This is a genomic window from Motilibacter rhizosphaerae (assembly GCF_004216915.1).
In the GTDB taxonomy this organism is placed as follows: Bacteria; Actinomycetota; Actinomycetes; order Motilibacterales; family Motilibacteraceae; genus Motilibacter; species Motilibacter rhizosphaerae.
On the sequence record NZ_SGXD01000006.1, the window covers coordinates 79,177 to 98,114 of the forward strand.

The 18,938-nt window shown below is 75.4% G+C and carries 17 protein-coding genes; 10 read left to right on the forward strand and 7 right to left on the reverse strand.

Annotated elements, in window-relative coordinates:
• Window positions 1-24: 24 nt before the first annotated feature.
• Window positions 25-1,653, reverse strand: coding sequence for a GGDEF domain-containing protein (locus EV189_RS18655; protein WP_130494518.1), 1,629 nt, complete (start codon window positions 1,651-1,653; stop codon window positions 25-27).
• On the reverse strand, window positions 1,650-3,059 hold the full coding sequence (locus EV189_RS18660; protein ID WP_165400387.1) for a hypothetical protein: 1,410 nt from the start codon (window positions 3,057-3,059) through the stop codon (window positions 1,650-1,652). The genes EV189_RS18655 and EV189_RS18660 overlap by 4 nt, the downstream gene beginning before the upstream one ends.
• Window positions 3,060-3,236: 177 nt before the next feature.
• Here EV189_RS18660 and EV189_RS18665 point away from each other — a divergent pair, with 177 nt between their 5' ends.
• Window positions 3,237-3,866 carry a hypothetical protein gene (locus tag EV189_RS18665; protein WP_130494520.1) on the forward strand — a complete coding sequence of 210 codons (630 nt, stop codon included), beginning with the start codon at window positions 3,237-3,239 and terminating at the stop codon, window positions 3,864-3,866.
• A gap of 91 nt (window positions 3,867-3,957) precedes the next feature.
• Here EV189_RS18665 and EV189_RS18670 read toward each other — a convergent pair whose 3' ends face one another.
• Together EV189_RS18670 and EV189_RS20400 are read right to left on the reverse strand one after the other, a co-directional pair.
• A complete protein-coding gene (locus EV189_RS18670; protein WP_165400388.1) occupies window positions 3,958-4,563 on the reverse strand; it encodes a signal peptidase I in 606 nt (201 codons plus the stop codon).
• Window positions 4,560-5,363, reverse strand: a complete 804-nt coding sequence (locus EV189_RS20400; RefSeq protein ID WP_165400389.1) for a hypothetical protein — start codon at window positions 5,361-5,363, stop codon at window positions 4,560-4,562. Before EV189_RS20400 ends, EV189_RS18670 begins: the two co-directional genes overlap by 4 nt.
• A 226-nt stretch (window positions 5,364-5,589) precedes the next feature.
• On the opposite strand from EV189_RS20400, the gene EV189_RS18675 reads away from it, so the two are divergent.
• The 7 genes from EV189_RS18675 (at window position 5,590) to pgi (ending at window position 14,109) form a co-directional block, all read left to right on the forward strand.
• The gene (locus EV189_RS18675) at window positions 5,590-6,501 is read left to right on the forward strand and encodes a Rossmann-like and DUF2520 domain-containing protein (protein WP_130494522.1); all 912 of its coding nucleotides are present in this window, start codon (window positions 5,590-5,592) and stop codon (window positions 6,499-6,501) included.
• Window positions 6,498-7,340, forward strand: coding sequence for a pantoate--beta-alanine ligase (gene panC, locus EV189_RS18680; protein WP_130494523.1), 843 nt, complete (start codon window positions 6,498-6,500; stop codon window positions 7,338-7,340). Before EV189_RS18675 ends, panC begins: the two co-directional genes overlap by 4 nt.
• A gap of 70 nt (window positions 7,341-7,410) precedes the next feature.
• Complete coding sequence (locus tag EV189_RS18685; RefSeq protein ID WP_130494524.1) at window positions 7,411-9,078, forward strand: L-aspartate oxidase; 1,668 nt, start codon at window positions 7,411-7,413, stop codon at window positions 9,076-9,078.
• Window positions 9,075-9,977 carry a carboxylating nicotinate-nucleotide diphosphorylase gene (gene nadC / locus EV189_RS18690; protein WP_130494525.1) on the forward strand — a complete coding sequence of 301 codons (903 nt, stop codon included), beginning with the start codon at window positions 9,075-9,077 and terminating at the stop codon, window positions 9,975-9,977. Before EV189_RS18685 ends, nadC begins: the two co-directional genes overlap by 4 nt.
• 2 nt (window positions 9,978-9,979) lie before the next feature.
• On the forward strand, window positions 9,980-10,753 hold the full coding sequence (locus EV189_RS18695; RefSeq protein WP_130494526.1) for a type III pantothenate kinase: 774 nt from the start codon (window positions 9,980-9,982) through the stop codon (window positions 10,751-10,753).
• A gap of 111 nt (window positions 10,754-10,864) precedes the next feature.
• On the forward strand, window positions 10,865-12,415 hold the full coding sequence (locus tag EV189_RS21045; RefSeq protein WP_130494561.1) for a GAF domain-containing protein: 1,551 nt from the start codon (window positions 10,865-10,867) through the stop codon (window positions 12,413-12,415).
• Window positions 12,416-12,468: 53 nt separating this feature from the next.
• A complete protein-coding gene (gene pgi / locus EV189_RS18705) occupies window positions 12,469-14,109 on the forward strand; it encodes a glucose-6-phosphate isomerase (protein WP_130494527.1) in 1,641 nt (546 codons plus the stop codon).
• Window positions 14,110-14,164: 55 nt separating this feature from the next.
• Here the strand turns inward: pgi and EV189_RS18710 are convergent, their stop codons facing one another.
• Together EV189_RS18710 and EV189_RS18715 are read right to left on the reverse strand one after the other, a co-directional pair.
• On the reverse strand, window positions 14,165-14,446 hold the full coding sequence (locus EV189_RS18710) for an STAS domain-containing protein (protein WP_130494528.1): 282 nt from the start codon (window positions 14,444-14,446) through the stop codon (window positions 14,165-14,167).
• 44 nt (window positions 14,447-14,490) lie between these two features.
• A complete protein-coding gene (locus EV189_RS18715) occupies window positions 14,491-15,564 on the reverse strand; it encodes a hypothetical protein (RefSeq protein ID WP_130494529.1) in 1,074 nt (357 codons plus the stop codon).
• A 59-nt stretch (window positions 15,565-15,623) separates the two neighbouring features.
• On the opposite strand from EV189_RS18715, the gene lysX reads away from it, so the two are divergent.
• Both lysX and EV189_RS18725 read left to right on the forward strand, forming a co-directional pair.
• Window positions 15,624-17,138, forward strand: coding sequence for a bifunctional lysylphosphatidylglycerol synthetase/lysine--tRNA ligase LysX (lysX, locus tag EV189_RS18720; protein WP_130494530.1), 1,515 nt, complete (start codon window positions 15,624-15,626; stop codon window positions 17,136-17,138).
• Window positions 17,139-17,142: 4 nt separating this feature from the next.
• Complete coding sequence (locus tag EV189_RS18725) at window positions 17,143-17,646, forward strand: amino-acid N-acetyltransferase (RefSeq protein WP_130494531.1); 504 nt, start codon at window positions 17,143-17,145, stop codon at window positions 17,644-17,646.
• Here the strand turns inward: EV189_RS18725 and EV189_RS18730 are convergent.
• Entirely contained in the window at window positions 17,636-18,706 is a 1,071-nt protein-coding gene (locus EV189_RS18730; protein ID WP_130494532.1) for a zinc-binding dehydrogenase, read from the reverse strand. The two genes, EV189_RS18725 and EV189_RS18730, sit on opposite strands and share 11 nt — an antisense overlap.
• Window positions 18,707-18,938: the final 232 nt, after the last annotated feature.

Genomic DNA, 18,938 nt, shown 5'->3' on the forward strand with positions numbered 1-18,938 from the left:
GGTCATCCTGCCCGAGCGGTGCGCTCAGGAGGTCGGGACCACCTCGCGCAGGGGGGCGAGCACGCACCGGTCGCGCCCGGTCTCCTTCGCCTGGTAGAGCGCCGCGTCGGTGTCCGCGAGCAGCGCGGCGATCGCCGCCTGCACCGCGCCCTCGCCCGGCTGCTCCTCCGGGTCGGCCTCGCCGCGGGGGAGGGCCGCGACGCCGATGCTGCAGGTCACGGGGACGCCGGTGTCGGCCGTCGCGACCGCCCGCCGGAACCGCTCGACGGCCTCGACGGCCTGGGCCGGCGTGGTGCCCGTGAGGATGACCGCGAACTCCTCGCCGCCGTAGCGCGCGACGAGGTCACCGGCCCGGGCGGTCGTCTGCAGCGCCGCCGCCGCGCCCTTCAGCGCGTCGTCGCCCGCCGCGTGGCCGTGGGTGTCGTTGATGCTCTTGAAGTGGTCGAGGTCGACGAGGGCGACCGCGAGCGGCGCGCCGCTGCGCTCGGCCCGGAGCACCTCGCGGCGCATCGCCTCGTCGAACGCCCGGCGGTTGGCGACGCCGGTGAGCCCGTCGGTCTGCGCGGCGCGCCGCAGGCGGGCGACCAGCTCGGCACGGCTCAGGGCCAGGCCGACGTGGGCGCACGCCTGGGTCAGGGTGGAGAGGAGGCGCCGCTCGACGCCCTTGCCGTGCTTCGGGCCCAGGTCGACCGCGAGCCAGCCGTCGACCTCGCCGTCGAGGGGCAGCGGCAGCGCGACGACGTTGCGCGCGTCCGGCAGCTGCTGGGCGAGCCACGCGTCGCGCAGCCCGTCGAGCGAGCGGGCGAGCTGCGCGTCGCCGGCCTCGCTCGCCCGGCGCAGCAGCGAGCCGGGCGGGTCCGCCGGGATCTCGGCCTGCGCGCCGCGGCTGCGGCGGGCGGCGGCGGGGGTCGTGACCTCGAGCCGGCCGAGCGCCGTCGCCGACGAGCGCGGCTGCACGAGCACGACCGCGCGGCGCCCGAGCAGCTCCTCGGTCGCGAGCACCGCGAGCAGCTCGACGATGGCCGGCGGCTCGTGGACGGCCTCGAGCTGCGACGCGAGCCCGTGCAGCACCTCGGCGTCGTAGCGGCGGCGGCGCAGCTCCCGCTCGTTGATGGCCGCGAAGGTCGCGGTCGCGAGCGCCGCCGCCCACAGCACGACGAGGAACGCCGCGTAGTCGCGCGTCGTGCTGGGGGCGCCTGCCCAGCGGGGGAGCCAGTCGGCGCGCTCGGCGTTGATGACGACGAGGACCACCAGCGAGTGCCACAGCGCGACCTTGGTCCCCGACCGGAACGACGTGAGCAGGCTCACCGCGCTGACGTGCACGACGAGCAGCGCGGGTACGGGCCCGGCCAGCCCCCCGGTCGCCCAGAACACCGCGCCGAGGAACAGCCCGTCGAGCACGAGCGAGGCGTTGACGGCCGCGATCGCGAGCGACCGGCCGCCGCGGGGGGAGAGCGCGGTGCCGAGGACCACCACGGCGTACAGGCCGGTGGCGGTGGCGACGGCGGAGGGGTCGCCGGGGCGCGCGGAGCCCGAGTGCAGGCTCCACAGCAGCAGCGAGGCGGCGACGAGCCCGACGCGCAGGCAGGTCGACCAGAGGATGCGGTCGGCGAGCGGGACGAGGCCGAAGCGGGCGGGGTTCGGCTTGCTCACGGAGCGCTCCTCGCGGTCTCGGCGGTCGGGTGGTCGGTGGTCGGGTGGTGGACGGTGGGGTCGTCTGCTGGCGGGTCGTCGGGCCCGCCCGCCGGCACGAGGTCCGGCGGGTCCGGGGGGAACGGCAGGTGCGGGTCGGAGTAGAGCGGTGCCGCGGCGAGCTTCGGGTCGCGCCGGTCGATGCGGTCCTGCAGCCCGAGGAAGGCGAGGACGACGACGAGCAGCGCGCTGGGGAAGCCGGAGTGGCGGGCCACGGTGGTGCTCGCGTCGCTCAGCGCGGGCGCGATCGTCGAGAGGTCGCTCGGCAGCAGCCCGCGCAGCGGTGAGACCAGGGCCCGCAGCGGCGCGCTCACGGCCTTGAGGGGCTTCGCGAACGGGCGCAGCGGGGCGAGCGCGGCCCGGCCGAGGGCGGACCCGACGTCGGTGAGCAGCTGCCCGGGGCCGGACGGGCCGGCGTCGGGACTCCCCGTCAGCGGGACCGTGGTGGTCGCGCGGGGACGGGTCGGCGCCGAGCCGGTGCGCGGTGCGCGCCCCCCGGAGGCCGCGCCACCGGACACACCGCCGCCCGTGCTGCCGGCGCCGGCGTCGCTTCCGCTCCCGGGGTCACTGCCGGAGCCGCCGCCGCTGTCGCGCGGCGCGTCGCCGGGACCGCCCGCGCCGCCGTCCCCGGGACCGCCGGAGCCGCCGCTCGCGCTGCTGCTCGGCGACGGGTCCTCGCCCGGCGTCGGCGTGCTCGCGGGCGTCGCGCGCGGCGACGGCGTACGGGCCGGAGACGGAGCGGGGGACGGCGTCCGCGTCCGCGCAGGGGTCGGCGTCGGGCTCGGCGGTCCGACCGGAGCGGGCGTCGGCGCGGCGCTCGGCACCGGCGGCGGGGGGACCGGCGCGACGGGCGCGTCGACGTCGAGCAGCGACCAGGCGAACGACGCGGTGGCGCTCGCCCCCTGGGCGCGGTCGTCGCCCTCGACGCTGACCGTGAGCCGGTACGTCGTGGTGCCGTCCCCCCGCACGCCCACGGCGATGCTGCTCGCGGAGGTGCGGGGGAGCAGCGCGTACTCCGCGAGCGTGCCGGTGAACACGGTGGTGCCGGAGAAGCCGGTGCAGTCGCCGTACGCCCCGCCGGAGCCGCGCTCGACGCGCAGGTCGAGGTAGTCGGCGAGCGGCCCGGAGGCCGTCGCGGAGGGGACCAGCGCGGCGTCGGTCGCGCCGGTCCACGAGACGCGGACGCAGGCGCTCTGCGGCGCCCCCGGCGCCATGGCCGTCGCCTGCACCAGCGGGCCCGTTGCGTCGGTGCTCACGGTGGGGTCCTGCGCGCGGGCGGGGGCGGCGGCCACGAGGCCGGCGAGGGCGGTGCAGGCGAGAGCGGCGAGCAGGCGGGCCGCCCGCGCGCGCGTACCCCGCTGGTGCACGCTCCCCACCCCCTGCCCTCGCTCGTCCGCCGGGCCGCACCCCCGGCCCTCCCCCCATCGGCCACCGCCGGCCGCGGACCAGTGGTCGGCCCCGCGCGCCGCCCGTCCGGACGCGCCACGGCTCAGGCGGGGAGCCTGCGCGCCGATGGTGAGGAGGAGAGGGAGGGGTCTGCGCGCATGTCGGGACGGGGGCGAGCGCGGCACGTCCGGCGCAGCCGGCACGCAGCCGCTGCTGCCGCGCGCCCGCGCGTCCCCGCCGGGCTGCGCCGCCGCGCGCGCCGCGCTGCGGTCGTCCCCGTCGCGGTCGCGGCCCTGGCGGCCCCGAGCGCCCTGTGGTCCCCGGTCGTCAGCGCGTTCAGCGGCACCACGGGCAACGCCGCGAACAAGGTGACGGCGGGCTCGGTGGGCGTCGGGACCAGCCCGGGGACGGCGCTGTTCACGGCCAGCTCCTTGCAGCCGGGCAGCACGGACACCCAGTGCGTCACGGTCTCGTACACCGGCAGCCTTGCGGCGACCGTGTCCTGGTACGCGGTGTCGACCACCACGTCGTCGCCGTCGCTGGCGACCTACCTCGACATCGTCGTGGAGCGCGGGGGCGCGAGCTGCGCGGCGACGACCGGATGGACCGCGGTCTACACCGGCACCCTCGCGGCTGCGCCGTCGTCGTTCACCTCGGGCAACGCGTACGCCGTGAGCAGCGGCAGCGCTGCTCAGGTGTTCCGGGTCACCTACACGCTGCAGGACACGAACGCCGCGGTCAGCAAGAACGTCTCGACCTCGTGGACGTGGGAGGCCCAGAACTCCTGAGGCGGCCGGGTGGCGAGTGGCGCATGACGACCTGGAGGGGCTCCTGCCGACGGCAGGAGCCCCTCTGTGCTCCGCGAGCACCGCGGCGGGATCAGGACGCGAGCATGTCCTGCAGGCTGGCGACGGGGACTGGCGTCCGCACCTCGGCGCGGCGGTGCCGGCCCTCGACGCGGGGGGCCGTCAGCACCACGAGCAGCGCGGCCGCGAGCGCGCCGAGCGTCCCACCGGCCCGGACGGGGTGGCCGTCGCGGACCCACATCGCCGGCAGCCCGACGAGGGGGATTCGCAACCGCGGGAGGCCGACGACGTCCGCCGGTGCCACGTGCGTCGAGTCCTCCTGGGCGTTGGCGTCGCCGCGGGTGATGATCGAACCGTCGGAGGTACGGCCCACCATCCGGTGGAGGAGCAGGTGGTCGTCCCGGCTGCGGTCGCGCACGAGGACGACCTCGCCGGGCCGCAGGGCGTCCGCTGCGACAGGAGCCGCCGCGACGACGTCCCCCGGGCGGATGCGCGGCTCCATCGACCCGGACATGACGACGGTCGTCCGCCAGTGCAGCAGCGCGGGGACGGTGGAGACCGCGACGAGCCCGAACACGACCGAGAGGAACGCGGCGAGGGCCCCCCGCAGGTACGGGAAGCCCTCCGACGCCAGCCGCGCCGGCGCCGCCGGCTCGCGGCGGGCGGCGTGCTTGCTCACGAGCTCCGGACCTCCCACTTGAGCTGGATGCCGCTCTGCGCGCTGCCCTGGGCGCCGGTGTTGCACGCCGAGACGCCCCCGCAGTCGGAGGGCAGGATCCAGTTGACGCGGAAGACGCGGTACTCCCCGGCAGCGGACGGCTTCCACGTCCCGATGCTGTACGTGTCACCCGTGGTGAGCGACGTCGCTCCCGGGTCGTTGTAGGAGACGCGGGTCAGCAGCTCGCCCAGCGTGCCGTAGGTGTTGGCCGTCTGGGTCGTGGGCGTCACCGCGCCGCCCCCGTTCCCGGTGCCGTTGGTCGCGGTCGTCGAGCCGTAGATCGTCGCCATGCCGCCCCTGCTGGAGCAGCTGTCGCCGGCGCTGCTGTTCGGCGTGAAGGCGAGCGCTCCGGCGCTCGAGGCCGTGTCCATCTCGATCGAGAGGTTGAGGTAGCTCGCGACGGCCGCGGTCGAGCCGCCGTTGCCGGTCGTGTAGAGCTGGATCTTCGTCGCGGGCGTCAGCGACCCGTTGTAGGTCACGGTGATGCAGGCGTGCCCCGCGTCACCCGGCTTGATCGTGTTGTTGCTCGCGCTGGTCGTCGTCGAGAACATCGCGCTGCTGCCACCGTCGTTGTCGGCGATGGTCACCGAGCCGGCGGTGAACTGGTTGCTCGTGTTGTTCGTCGTGGCGCTGAAGGCGGCGTACGACGCCTGCCAGGTGAGCAGGCCGCTGCCGATGAGGCCCACCGGCACCCCCAGCCCGATGAGGATGCGGCCGCGGCGAGACCGGCGCGCGCGCCGTCGGTTCTCGGTCCTGGACATCTGTGCGAACTCCCCCTGTCGGGAGGCGCCCGCGGACGCGCTGGTCGCGTCCACCTGTCGAGCTGCCTGCGCTGGCCCTCGGGTCGCCTCTCGGTCCAGCCCATCGACCGACCGGCCGGTCGGCTGAGCGCGACGCGGGGCGACCACCCGGGCGGGGGAGTCGGAGGGCCCGCGTAGGGTGGGCGGCCGCAGCACCGTCTGGTACCCCTCGTGGACTGGAACGTCGATGACCGCAGCTCCGCCGCCCGCCGCCGCGCGCCCGCGCCCGGCGCGCCTCGACGTCGGCGTGGTGGGGACGGGTCGGGTCGGGGCGGTGCTGGGTGCCGCCTTGGCGGCGGCCGGTCACCGGGTCGTGGCCGCGTCGGCGGTTTCCGCGGCCAGCCGCACCCGGGCCGACGCGCTGCTGCCGGGTGTCCCGCTGGTCGACCCGCGCGACGTCGTCGAGGCGGCCTCTCTGGTCCTGCTCGCCGTGCCCGACGACGAGCTCGGCCCTCTCGCCACCGGCCTCGCCGAGGTGGGGGCGTTCCGCAGCGGGCAGCTGGTCGTCCACCCCAGCGGGCGGTGGGGTACGGGCGTGCTGGCCCCCGCGACCTCCGCCGGGGTGCTGCCCCTCGCCCTGCACCCGGTGATGACCTTCACCGGCACGAGCCTCGACCTGAGCCGGCTGCAGGGGTGCTCCTTCGCCGTGACCGCGCCCGACGTGCTGCGCCCGATCGGCCACGCCCTCGTCGTGGAGATGGGCGGGGAGCCGCAGGACGTCGCCGAGGAGGCCAGACCGCTCTACCACGCGGCCCTCGCCAGCGCCGCGAACTCCCTGGTCACCCTGGTCGCGCAGGCGCAGGACCTGCTGCGCCGCTGCGGCGTCGAGGACCCGGCGCGCATGGTCGCGCCGCTGCTGTCCGCCGCCCTCGACGGCGCGCTCCGGGAGGGGGACGCCGCGCTGACCGGGCCGGTGGCCCGCGGGGACGCGGGGACCGTCGAGGCGCACGTGCGGGAGCTGGCCGCGGTCTCCCCGGAGGCGGCGGCCGCGTACGTCGCGCTGGCGCGGTTGACGGCGGACCGCGCGCTCGCGGCCGGGGTCCTCGCGCCGGAGCGCGCCGAGCCACTGCTCGGCGTGCTCTCGGGGTGGCGCGCGTGACGCTCCTCGTGGACACCGCGGCCGAGCTGCGGGCGGCGCTCGCGCAGCGCGCCGGCCGGGTCGCCGTCGTCATGACGATGGGCGCCCTGCACGACGGGCACCGCTCGCTCATGGCCGCCGCCCGCGGGCTGGTGGGCGAGGCGGGGACGGTCGTCGTCACGGTCTTCGTCAACCCGCTGCAGTTCGGTCCGGGGGAGGACTTCGCGCGCTACCCCCGCACGCTCGACGCCGACCTCGAGGTGTGCCGCGGCGCCGGGGTCGACGTCGTGCTCGCGCCCGCGGTCGAGGAGGTCTACCCCCGCCCGCAGCAGGTGACGGTCGACCCGGGACCGCTGGCCGCCCAGCTGGAGGGGGCGGTCCGCCCGGGCCACTTCGGCGGCGTGCTCACCGTGGTGCTCAAGCTGCTCCACCTCGTGGGGCCCGACGTCGCGGTGTTCGGCGAGAAGGACTACCAGCAGCTCGTGCTCGTCCGCGGCATGGTCGCCGACCTGGCGGTGCCGGTCGAGGTCGTCGGCGCGCCGACGGTGCGTGAGCCGGACGGGCTGGCCCGCTCGAGCCGCAACCGCTACCTCTCGCCCGGGGAGCGGACCTCCGCCCTCGCGCTCTCGCGGGCCCTCACGGCCGGCGTGCGCATGGCGGCGACCGGGCGGGAGTCCGTGCTCACCGCCGCCCGGGCCGTGCTCGACGCGGAGCCCGGCGTCGCCCTCGACTACCTCGAGCTGCGCGACCCCGAGCTGGGACCCGCCCCGGAGCGCGGCCCGGCTCGGCTGCTCGTGGCCGCCCGGGTCGGCGCGACGAGGCTCATCGACAACGTGGACGTGCTGCTGGGAGGCGCCTGACCGTGCTGGGGACGACGATGCTCGCCGAGGTCCATGCCGAGGTTCACGGCGCGACGAGGAGGAGGTCGGCGTGAGCACCCCCGCACTGCCGCAGCGGCTGGCAGCCCCTCCACCCGGGTGGCAGGCCCGCGCGGACGTCGTCGTCGTCGGCAGCGGCATCGCCGGGCTCACCGCGGCGCTGCGGCTGCGCGCCTCGGGCGCGAGCGTGCTGCTCGTCACGAAGACCCACCTCGACGCGGGCTCCACGCGCTGGGCGCAGGGCGGGATCGCCGCAGCGCTCGCGCCGGACGACACCCCCGAGGAGCACCTCGCCGACACCCTGGTCGCCGGCGTCGGGCTCTGCGAGGAGGACGCGGTCCGGGTGCTCGTCACCGAGGGCCCGCAGCGGGTGCGCGAGCTCGTCGAGCTCGGCACCCGGCTCGACCGCACCGCCTCGGGGGAGCTGGCGCTGACGCGCGAGGGCGGGCACCACCGCGACCGGATCGCGCACGCCGGGGGTGACGCGACCGGGCTGGAGATCGAGCGGGCGCTCATCGCCGCCGTACGCCGTGACGGGGGCATCGAGGTCGTCGAGCACGCGCTCGTGCTCGACCTGCTCACCGACGCGGGCGGACGCGCCTGCGGCGTCACCCTGCACGTCATCGGCGAGGGCGCCCGCGACGGCGTCGGTGCGGTGCTCGGGCGCGCGGTCGTGCTCGCGACCGGCGGGCTGGGCCAGGTCTACGCCTCGACCACCAACCCCTCGGTCTCCACCGGGGACGGCGTCGCGCTGGCCCTGCGTGCCGGGGCGGACGTCGCGGACCTCGAGTTCGTGCAGTTCCACCCCACCGTGCTGTGGCTGGGCGAGCGCTCGGGCGGCCAGCAGCCGCTGGTCTCGGAGGCGGTGCGCGGCGAGGGCGCCGTCCTCCTCGACGCCGCGGGCGAGCGGCTCATGCGCGGCGTGCACCCGATGGAGGACCTCGCCCCCCGCGACATCGTGGCCAAGGCGATCCTGCGCAGCATGCGGGCGAGCGGCTCGCCGCACGTGTGGCTGGACGGGCGCCGCTTCGGCGAGGAGACCTGGCGCCGGCGCTTCCCGACGATCCTCGCCAGCTGCCTCGAGCACGGCGTCGACCCGGTCACGCAGCTCATCCCGGTCGTCCCGGCTTGCCACTACGCGAGCGGCGGCGTGCTGACCGACCTCGCGGGCCGTACCTCCGTCCCCGGCCTGTACGCCTGCGGCGAAACCGCGTGCACGGGCGTCCACGGCGCCAACCGCCTCGCCTCGAACTCCCTGCTCGAGGGCCTGGTGTTCGCCGCGCGGATCGCCGACGCCATCGCCGCGGAGGGGCTCCCCGACCAGCGTGAGCCCGCGAACGACGAGCGTCCCGTGGGCCTGCTCGACCGCAGCGTCCGCCCGCTGCTCCAGCGCGCCATGTCGGGCGGGGCCGGCGTGCTGCGCTCGGCCGCCTCGCTCGACGCCACCCTCGCCACGCTCGGCGAGCTCGCCGCGACCCCCGCCGGAGAGCGCGGCATCGAGGCGTGGGAGGCGACCAACCTCGTCACGGTGTCCTCCGCGCTCGCGGGCGCCGCGCGGCTGCGCGAGGAGACCCGCGGCAGCCACTGGCGCGAGGACTTCCCCGAGCGCGACGACGACGGCTGGCGCACCCACCTCGTCACGACCCTGTCCGGCGGCACCCTGCAGGTGCGCCGCGTCCCGCTCCGCCCGCAGCCCCGACCGCAGGAGACTCCCGCATGACGCTCCGCCCGCAGACCCGCCAGGCGCTGGCCGACGCCGGGCTCGACCCGGACGCGGTGGTCGACCTCGTCACCCGCGCGCTCGAGGAGGACCTCGCCGGCGGCGTCGACGCGACGACGCTGGCGACGGTCCCGGCCGGCTCGCTCTCCTCCGGGGACCTGGTGAGCCGCGCCGACGGCATCGTGGCGGGCGTCCCCGTGGCGGCCGCCGTGTTCGAGGTGGCGGGCGACGCCGTGCTCGAGCCGGTCGCGCGCGACGGCAGCCTCGTCCGCCGCGGCACACCGCTCGCGACGGTCGCCGGCCCCACCCGCGTGCTGCTCACCGCCGAGCGCACCGCGCTCAACCTCATCGGTCGGCTCTCCGGCATCGCGACGCTGACCGCGATCTGGGTCGACGAGGTCGCCGGGACCGGCGCGGCCGTCCGCGACACCCGCAAGACGACGCCGGGCCTGCGCGCCCTGGAGAAGTACGCCGTGCGCTGCGGCGGCGGCGTCAACCACCGCATGTCGCTGTCCGACGCGGCGATGGTGAAGGACAACCACGTCGTGGCAGCGGGCGGGGTGGTCGCGGCGTTCGAGGCGGTGCGCCGCGCGTACCCGGACCTCCCGGTGGAGGTCGAGGCCGACACCGTCGACGACGCGGTGCTGGCGGTCGAGGCGGGCGCCGACCTCGTGCTGCTCGACAACATGGGCCCCGAGGACCTGCGCCGCGCGGTCGCGCTGGTCGAGGGGCGCGCCCGGCTGGAGGCGAGCGGCGGGCTCTCGCTGGCCAACGCGCGGGAGGTCGCCTCGACCGGTGTGGACTACCTCGCCGTGGGCGCGCTGACGCACTCCGCCCAGGTGCTCGACATCGGGCTCGACCTGCACCCGCTCTCCCGCGACACCGCCGAGGAGGACTAGGCGTGCTGCTCACGATCGACGTCGGGAACACCCACACCGTCCTCGGCCTGCTCGACGGGCCCCAGGTCGTCGAGCACTGGCGGATCGCGACCGAGCCGCGGCGTACCGCGGACGAGCTGGCGGTGGTCCTGCGCTCGCTGCTCTCCACGCGCGAGAGCCCGGCCGAGATCGACGGCATCGCCGTCTGCTCGACGGTCCCCGCGGTCCTCCACGAGATGCGCCAGCTGTGCCGGCGCTACTTCGCCGACGTGCCGCACCTCATCGTGGAGCCCGGGGTCCGCACCGGCGTCCCCGTCCTCACGGACAACCCCAAGGAGGTCGGGACCGACCGCATCCTCAACGCGCTGGCGGCCGTCGCCCTCCACGGCGGCCCGGCCGTCGTGGTCGACTTCGGGACGGCGACGACCTTCGACGCCGTCACCGCCAAGGGCGAGTACGTCGGCGGCGCGATCGCCCCCGGGATCGAGATCAGCGTCGACGCCCTCGGCGCGCGCGGCGCGCAGCTGCGCAAGGTCGAGATCGCCCGCCCGCGCTCGGTCATCGGGCGCAACACCGTCGAGGCCCTGCAGTCCGGCATCGTCTTCGGCTTCGCCGGGCAGGTCGACGGGCTGGTCGCGCGCATGTCCGCCGAGCTGGCGGACGACCCCGACGACGTCACCGTGATCGCCACGGGCGGGCTCGCGCCCGTCGTCATCGAGGAGACACGGTCGATCGACGTGCACGAGCCGTGGCTCACGCTGCACGGGCTCCGGCTGGCCTACGAGCGGAACTCCTGACGCACCTGTCCTGTGACCGACGCCACGATCCGCGAGTGCGTCTGCCTCAGGCAAGTGCCTCGTGCGTCGATACGGAGCCGACAGCGTCAAGGATCGGCGACGGGGGTCGTGATGTTCGGTCGGTCAGCGGGGCAGCAGGTGGTGGCCCTCCAGGAGGAGCGCGACGCGTTCCGGGCGGACCTCGAGGCGCTGACCAGCGTCCTGGGCACGATCGCCCGAGCCCGCACGACCGCCGAGGCGGTGCGGGGCGTCCTGGACGAGGTGCGCGCGGCGTTCGGGTGGGCGTACGGCTCCTTCTGGCGACTCGGGCCCGACGGCCTGCTCCACTTCGACCAGGAGTCCGGCTCCGCGGGCGAGGAGTTCCGCCAGGTCACCCTCGAGGCGTCCTTCGCCGAGGGTGTCGGGCTCTCCGGGCGAGCCTGGAAGGCCCGTGACCTCGTCTTCGTCGAGGACCTCGGCACGGTCACCGACTGCGTGCGCCGGCCGGCTGCCCAGCGCGCCGGGGTGAAGTCCGGCGTCTGCTTCCCGATCCTGGTCTCCGGCCGCGTGATCGGCACCATGGACTTCTTCGCCACCGAGACGCTCTCCCCGTCGCCGCAGCGCCTGGAGGCGCTGCGCAGCATCGGCCAGCTGCTCTCTCAGGGGGTGACCCGCGCTGCTGAGGGCGCCGCGCAGGACGAGATCGCGGTCGACTCAGCCGCGCTCAACGCCGTCATGCGCGCCGTGGCGAGCGTGGGCCGCCAGGAGGAGGCCGCGCAAGCCGCCCTCGACGCGATCCGAAAGGAGTTCGGCTGGGAGTACGGCTCCTACTGGGCCGTCGACGACGCCGTGGGCGCGCTGCGCTTCGTCCTCGAGTCCGGCAGCGCCGGCGAGGAGTTCCGGCAGGTCACGCTCTCCGCGACGTTCCAGGAGGGCGTGGGCCTCTCGGGGCGCGCGTGGAAGGCGCGCGACCTCGTCTTCGTCGAGGACCTCGGCGAGATGACCGACTGCGTACGCGCCCCCGCCGCCCAGCGCGCGGGCGTGAAGTCCGGCGTCTGCCTGCCGCTCGTCGTCGGCGGCCGCGTCGTCGGCACGATGGACTTCTTCTCCACGCAGACGCTCTGCCTGACGGAGAACCGCCGCGACGCGCTGCGCAACACCGCCTTCCTCGTCGCGAAGTCGATGGAGCGCGTGCTGGAGTCGGGGCGGCTGGCCGTCGCCGGCGAGCAGCTCGTGACCTCGATCCAGGAGGTCGAGCGCAACGTCGTCGCCGCCACCAACACCGCGGCCGACGCCGTCCGCCTGTCCGAGGACGCGAACAGCACGGTCGGCCGGCTGAGCGCCTCGTCGGTCCAGATCGGCAACGTCGTCAAGGTCATCAACTCGATCGCCGAGCAGACCAACCTGCTCGCGCTCAACGCGACCATCGAGGCCGCGCGGGCCGGCGAGGCAGGCAAGGGCTTCGCCGTCGTCGCCAACGAGGTCAAGGAGCTGGCGCAGGAGACCTCCCGCGCGACCGAGGACATCGTGCGCAGCATCGACGCCATCCAGGCCGACACGGGCAACGTCGTGGTGTCCCTGCGCGGCATCGCCGAGATCGTGGAGCGCATCAACGAGACGCAGGGCGTCATCGGCAGCGTGCTCACCGAGCAGTCCGCGGTGACGCGCGACATCCTCGCCTAGCGCCCACCCGCCCCGGGCGGGTCACGCGACCGGCCCGGGGGCAGGATGGGCCCATGACTTCCCCCTCGCAGACGCGGCTGACCGAGGAGCCGTCCTGGCAGCGGCTCCAGGAGCACTACGAGCAGGTCAAGGACCTCCACCTGCGCGACCTGTTCGCCCAGGACGCGACCCGCGGCGAGACCCTGACCGCGACCGCCGGCGACCTCTACGTCGACTACAGCAAGCACCGGGTGACGAGCGAGACGCTCGGGCTCCTGCTCGACCTCGCGCGGGCGCGCGGCGTCGCCGAGCAGTTCGAGGCGATGGTCTCCGGCCAGCGGATCAACACGACCGAGGGCCGCGCGGTGCTGCACACCGCGCTGCGCGCGCCGCGCGACGCGGTGGTCGAGGTCGGCGGCACGGACGTCGTGCCCGAGGTGCACGAGGTGCTCGACCGCATGTCGGCGTTCGCCGAGTCCGTACGCTCCGGCGAGCACACCGGCCACACCGGCTCGCCCATCAAGGCCGTCGTCAACATCGGCATCGGCGGCTCCGACCTCGGGCCCGCCATGGCGTACGAGGCGCTGCTGCCGTTCAGCCGGCGCGACATCTCGTTCTCGTTCGTGTCCAACATCGACGGTGCCGACATCGCCGAGGTGCTGCGCGGGCTCGACGCCGCATCGACGCTGTTCATCATCAGCTCCAAGACGTTCACGACGCTGGAGACGCTGACCAACGCGCACACTGCGCGCGACTGGCTGGTGTCGCAGCTCGGCTCGGACGAGGCCGTGGCGAAGCACTTCGTCGCCGTGTCGACCAACGCCGAGGAGGTCGCGAAGTTCGGCATCGACACCGCGAACATGTTCGGCTTCTGGGACTGGGTCGGCGGGCGCTACTCCTTCCCCTCCGCCATCGGCCTCTCGCTCATGCTCTCGATCGGCCCGGACCAGTTCCGCGAGCTGCTCGCCGGCATGCACGAGATCGACGAGCACGTGCGCACGACGCCGCTCGAGCGCAACGTCCCGGTCCTGCTTGGGCTGATCGGCCTGTGGTACCGAGACTTCTTCGGCGCCCAGACCCAGGCGGTGCTGCCGTACTCGCAGTACCTCGACCGGCTCGCGGACTACCTCCAGCAGCTGGACATGGAGTCCAACGGCAAGTCCGTGACGAAGTCCGGCGAGCGGGTCGACTACCAGACCGGTCCGATCGTCTGGGGCACACCGGGCACCAACGGCCAGCACGCGTACTACCAGCTGATCCACCAGGGCACGACGCTGATCCCGGCGGACTTCATCGGCCTGGCCCGTCCGGCCGAGGAGGTCGGCGAGCACCAGGACCTGCTGATGGCGAACTACTTCGCGCAGCCCGAGGCGCTGGCGTTCGGCAAGACCGCCGAGCAGCTGCGCGAGGAGGGCGTGGCCGAGGAGCTCGTGCCGCACCGGACCTTCGAGGGCAACCGCCCGACGACCTCGATCCTGCTGCCGGAGCTCACGCCGCGCACGCTCGGGCAGCTCATCGCGACGTACGAGCACAAGGTCTTCACGCAGGGAGCGGTCTGGGGCATCAACAGCTTCGACCAGTGGGGCGTCGAGCTCGGCAAGGTGCTGGCGAAGCGGATCGCGCCCGAGCTGACGGCCGAGTCGGACGCGGAGCTCGGGCACGACAGCTCGACCAACGCGCTGATCCGGCGCTACCGCAGCCTGCGGGGCCGCTGACCCCGCTCGTGATCATGCACGTCCTGGGTCCCCAGGACGTGCATGACCACGCGGGCTAGCGGAGGAGGCGGCGGACGTCCGGGGGCGCCTCGTGGACGCGCAGGCGCAGGCCCTCGCGCAGGGCGTCGTCGCGCAGGTCGAGCAGGAAGCCCCGGCCCGAGTCGTCCAGCGAGGTGCAGCCGTCGAGGTCGAGGGCCACCGAGCGCGGGCGCAGCGCCAGCACCTCCGCCCGCACCTCCACGAGGTCGGCCGCGAACGGGTCGCCGACGTGACCGGAGAGGCGCACGACCACCTGCGTCCCCACCCGGACCACGCTCACCCCGCTGGTGGGCTCCATGTCCGCATGGTTCCCCGGGGTGGGCGATCCCGCCACTCGAAGCGTCAGCCGGCGGAGAGGCGCAGCGCCCCGCTCACCCCGGAGCGCCACTCGCGGTCGCGCGGGAGCAGGACGCGGTACGTCCCGGCCCCCCGCGCGCGCAGCACGGCCCTCCCGCGCACGACGGGCACCGCGGCGACCGTCGTCCACCGCCTCCCGCGGAGCCGCTGGAGCTCCGCCGGGCCCGAGCGCAGCGCCGGCACGCTCGCGGTGACGACCACGCGCGACCCGACGAGCGTGCCGCGGGCGGCGACGGGCGTCACGAGCCACGACGTACGGACCTGGGCCTGCTGGACGACGGTGTCGCCGAGCACCCGGCTGACGCTGAGCACGTAGGCGCTGCCGTCCCCGCGGACGGTATGCGAGAAGGCGTAGTGCCCGGTGGCGTCGGTGCGCACGTAGCGGACCGGGCCCGAGGGCGGCGCGGCGAACAGCGGCGAGGTCCAGACCGCCAGGCGCAGACCGGCCGCGGGCCGCCCCGTCCTGCCGAGCAGGACCCGGCCGCCGACCAGGACGCGCGACCCGGCCGGGACCGGCGTACGGCTGAGCGCGCCGATGCTGAGCACGGGTGCGTCACGTCCCACGACGAGCGCCGTCGCCCCGGCCAGGGCCGCGGCGGGCACGAGCGCGCCCCCCGGCAGGACGAGGTCGTCGACCGCCCAGCGCCCCGCCTGCGCGGCGGTCACCGGGGCACTGCCCGTCCAGTCGCCGTCCTGGACGGTCCCGCTGACGAGGTGCAGCCCCACCACGGCCGCGTGCGCGGCCTGCGGGTCGATCCCGCCGCTCGCCAGCAGGGCGCAGGGGCAGGTCCGGTGCAGCGGAGCCGGGGAGACGGTGCCGTCGACGCTGTCGCCGCCCGCGAACGTCCGTGCCTCCGTCGTGACGCCCGAGGGGTCGGTCAGGTGGACGTGCACGACGACCTGCCCGACGGCCGTGCCGGTCAGCGGAGCGGGAGCGGTCAGCGTGACGCCGCTCGCGGTCGGCGAGGGCGCGGTGTCCGCCGCGGCGCTCGGCAGTCCGGCGGTGAGGGGGAGCGCTGCGGCGAGGGCGGCGAGCAGCGCCCGGCGGGGGAGGACCATGCCCGGAGGAGACGTCGAGGGCGCGGGAGGGTTCAGCGCCCTCGGTACCCTTGCCCCTCGTGAGCGACGCGTCCCTGCCCCCGTCCCCCGCCGGCCTCTCCGAGCAGGAGCAGGTGCGCCGGGAGAAGCTGGCCCGGCTGCGCGAGCAGGGCGTCGACCCGTACCCCGTCGGCTTCGCGCGCACCGACACCGTCGCCGAGGTCCGTGAGCGGCACGAGGGGCTCGCTCCCGACACCGCCACGGGCGAGCGGGTCGCGGTCGCCGGCCGGGTCGTGCTCAACCGCATCGGCGGCAAGCTCTGCTTCGCGACGCTGCGCGACATGACGGGCGACCTGCAGGTCATGCTCAGCCTCGACGTCCTCGGCGAGGAGCGGCTGCAGGCGTGGAAGGACGCGATCGACCTCGGCGACCACGTGGGGGTCGAGGGCGAGGTCATCTCCTCCCGCCGCGGCGAGCTCAGCATCCTGGCGGGCTCCTGGACCCTGACGAGCAAGTCGCTGCGTCCGCTGCCGGACAAGCACAAGGGCCTCACCGACCCCGAGGCACGGGTGCGGCAGCGCTACGTCGACCTCATCGTCAACCCCGAGTCGCGCCGGATGCTGCTCACCCGCAGCGCCGCCGTGCGCAGCATCCGCGAGACGCTGACGGGCCGCGGCTTCGTCGAGGTCGAGACCCCGATGCTGCAGACCATCCACGGCGGCGCCAACGCGCGCCCGTTCGTCACGCACATCAACGCCTACGACCTCGAGCTCTTCCTCCGCATCGCGCCCGAGCTCTACCTCAAGCGCCTCGTCGTCGGCGGCATCGAGAAGGTCTTCGAGGTCAACCGGAACTTCCGCAACGAGGGCGCGGACTCGAGCCACAACCCCGAGTTCACGATGCTCGAGGCGTACGAGGCCTACGGCGACTACGACACCATGCTCCGGCTCACCCGCGAGCTCATCCAGCAGACGGCCGTCGACGCGCTCGGCGGCACGGTCGTGCGCCACGAGGACGCCGAGGGCGCAGTCACCGAGCACGAGATCGGCGGCGAGTGGCGCGTCGTCACCGTCAACGACGCGATCTCCGAGGCGCTCGGCGAGAGCGTCACCAACGACACCGGCCTCGAGGCGCTGCGCCGCCTGGCCGAGCGGGCCGGCGTCCCGCTCGCGCCGCAGTGGGGCCGCGGGCAGGTCGTGCTCGAGCTCTACGAGCACCTCGTCGAGGAGCACACGGTCCTGCCGACGTTCTACAAGGACTTCCCGACCGACGTCTCGCCGCTGACGCGCGCGCACCGCGAGGACCCGCGCGTCGCCGAGAGGTGGGACCTCGTGGCCTTCGGCGCGGAGATCGGCACGGCGTACTCCGAGCTCGTCGACCCCGTCGAGCAGCGCGCCCGGCTCACCGCCCAGTCGCTGCTCGCGGCCGGCGGGGACCACGACGCCATGCAGCTCGACGAGGACTTCCTCCGCGCGCTGGAGTACGCCATGCCGCCCTCGGGCGGCCTCGGCATCGGGGTGGACCGGCTGCTCATGATGCTCACCGGCAAGGGCATCCGGGAGACCGTGCTGTTCCCCCTGGTGCGCCCGGAGTGAGCGCGTGACCAGCGCGGTCGAGGTACGCAGGGCGCGGACGAGCGACGTCCCCTCGATCCGCACGCTCATCGACGCGTACGCCCGGGAGCGGCGGCTGCTCTCCAAGGCGACGGTGACGCTCTACGAGGACGTCCAGGAGTTCTACGTCGCCGACCTCGAGGGCCGCGTCGTCGGCTGCGGGGCGCTCCACGTGCTGTGGGAGGACCTCGCCGAGGTGCGCACCCTCGCCGTCTCCGACGACGTGCGCGGCATGGGGGTCGGGGGCGCCCTGCTCGCCACCCTGCTCGAGACCGCGCGCGGTCTCGGCGTCGCGAAGGTGTTCTGCCTCACCTTCGAGGTCGGGTTCTTCGCGCGCTACGGCTTCACCGAGATCGAGGGCACACCGGTCGACCCCAAGGTCTACGCCGCGCTCCTCGAGTCCTACGACGAGGGCGTCGCGGAGTTCCTCGACCTCGAGCGGGTCAAGCCCAACACCCTCGGCAACACGCGGATGCTCATCACGCTCTGAGCGGCTCGACCACCACGAGGGGAGCGCCCGGCTCGGCCGCGCGGGCCATCGCGGCGGGCAGGTCCGCGAGCGGGCGCGTCTCCACCGGGACGGCGGCGAGGTCGAGCAGGCCGGCGGCGACGAGCTGCAGCAGCCTGGCCGGAGCGTCCGGCGGGTGCATGAAGCTGCCCAGCACCTCCTTGCCGCCGCGGAGCAGCCCGGCGTAGTCCAGCGGCAGCGGCACGGTCATGCTCCCGCTGAGCACCAGCCGACCGCCCCGGCGCAGCGCGGCCAGCGCGGCGAGCACGCCGTCCGCGGACGACGCCCGCCCCGCGCTGTCCAGGGCGAGGTCGACCACGCCGCCGGCGGCCTCGCGGAGAGCGGCGGCGTCCGCGGCCACGTCGCCCGTCATGGGGACGGCCCGGACGCGGTCGAGCGTCCCGAGCCGGTCCAGCACCTCCCGGTTGCGCCCGGCCGCCACGACCCGCGCCGCGCCCATCGCCAGCGCGACCAGGACGCCGGCCGAGCCGAAGGCGCCCGTCGCCCCGTGCACGACCACGGTCTCGCCCGCGGCCAGGCGCCCGCGGAGGAGGGCGCCGTACGGCACGACCAGGCGGCTCACGGCTGCCAGCGACGCCGAGGGGACCGCGTCCAGCCCGCTCGGCACCGCGGTGACGGTCGCGGCGGGGGCCACGGCGTACTCCGCGAGCGTGCCGTCGGCCCACAGCTCCAGCAGGCCCTCGCTGCCCGGCTCGGCGGTCAGGGCGACGAGCGCCTCGGGCGGCTCGGGGGCGGTCTCCGCCGCCACGACGTACGGCGTGGTGAGGACCCGTCGGCCCGGCCGCAGGGTGAGCACGCCCTGCCCGACCGCCTCCACGGTGCCGACGGCGGAGGTGCCGGGGGTGAAGGGCCCGGGCGGCGGCCGGTAGGTCGTCAGCCGCCCCGAGACGTAGTCGCCCAGGTAGGCCAGCAGCGGCGAGGCCTCGACCCGGACGAGCACAGCGCCGGGGCCGGCGCTCGGCTGCGCCACGTCCTGCAGCTCGAGCGCGCCGCCGGGAGCCTCGAGCCGCCACGCGCGCACGCGGCGACGCTACCGGCGGCGGGGACTGGGCCGCCAGGTCGAGCGCCGCCCGGAACGGCCGCACAATGGAGCCATGAGCGTCCTCGAAGCCGTCATCCCCACCGTCGTCCTCACCACGGCCTTCATCGCGCTCCTGGTCGTCGCATTCCGCGCCACGGACGGCCACCACAAGGACGAGTGAATGCCGCTCCGCCCATTCCGGCGCACCGCACGTGGCCATTCCCGATAGGCG

What these genes read in the sequence shown, in the direction of transcription:
- EV189_RS18665 (WP_130494520.1), top strand. Translation starts at nt 3,237, where the DNA reads ATGTCGGGACGGGGGCGAGCGCGGCACGTCCGGCGCAGCCGGCACGCA.
- EV189_RS21045 (WP_130494561.1), top strand. Translation starts at nt 10,865, where the DNA reads ATGTTCGGTCGGTCAGCGGGGCAGCAGGTGGTGGCCCTCCAGGAGGAG.
- EV189_RS18675 (WP_130494522.1), top strand. Translation starts at nt 5,590, where the DNA reads ATGACCGCAGCTCCGCCGCCCGCCGCCGCGCGCCCGCGCCCGGCGCGC.
- nadC (WP_130494525.1), top strand. Translation starts at nt 9,075, where the DNA reads ATGACGCTCCGCCCGCAGACCCGCCAGGCGCTGGCCGACGCCGGGCTC.
- EV189_RS20400 (WP_165400389.1), bottom strand. Translation starts at nt 5,363, where the DNA reads ATGTCCAGGACCGAGAACCGACGGCGCGCGCGCCGGTCTCGCCGCGGC.
- EV189_RS18715 (WP_130494529.1), bottom strand. Translation starts at nt 15,564, where the DNA reads ATGGTCCTCCCCCGCCGGGCGCTGCTCGCCGCCCTCGCCGCAGCGCTC.
- pgi (WP_130494527.1), top strand. Translation starts at nt 12,469, where the DNA reads ATGACTTCCCCCTCGCAGACGCGGCTGACCGAGGAGCCGTCCTGGCAG.
- EV189_RS18710 (WP_130494528.1), bottom strand. Translation starts at nt 14,446, where the DNA reads ATGGAGCCCACCAGCGGGGTGAGCGTGGTCCGGGTGGGGACGCAGGTG.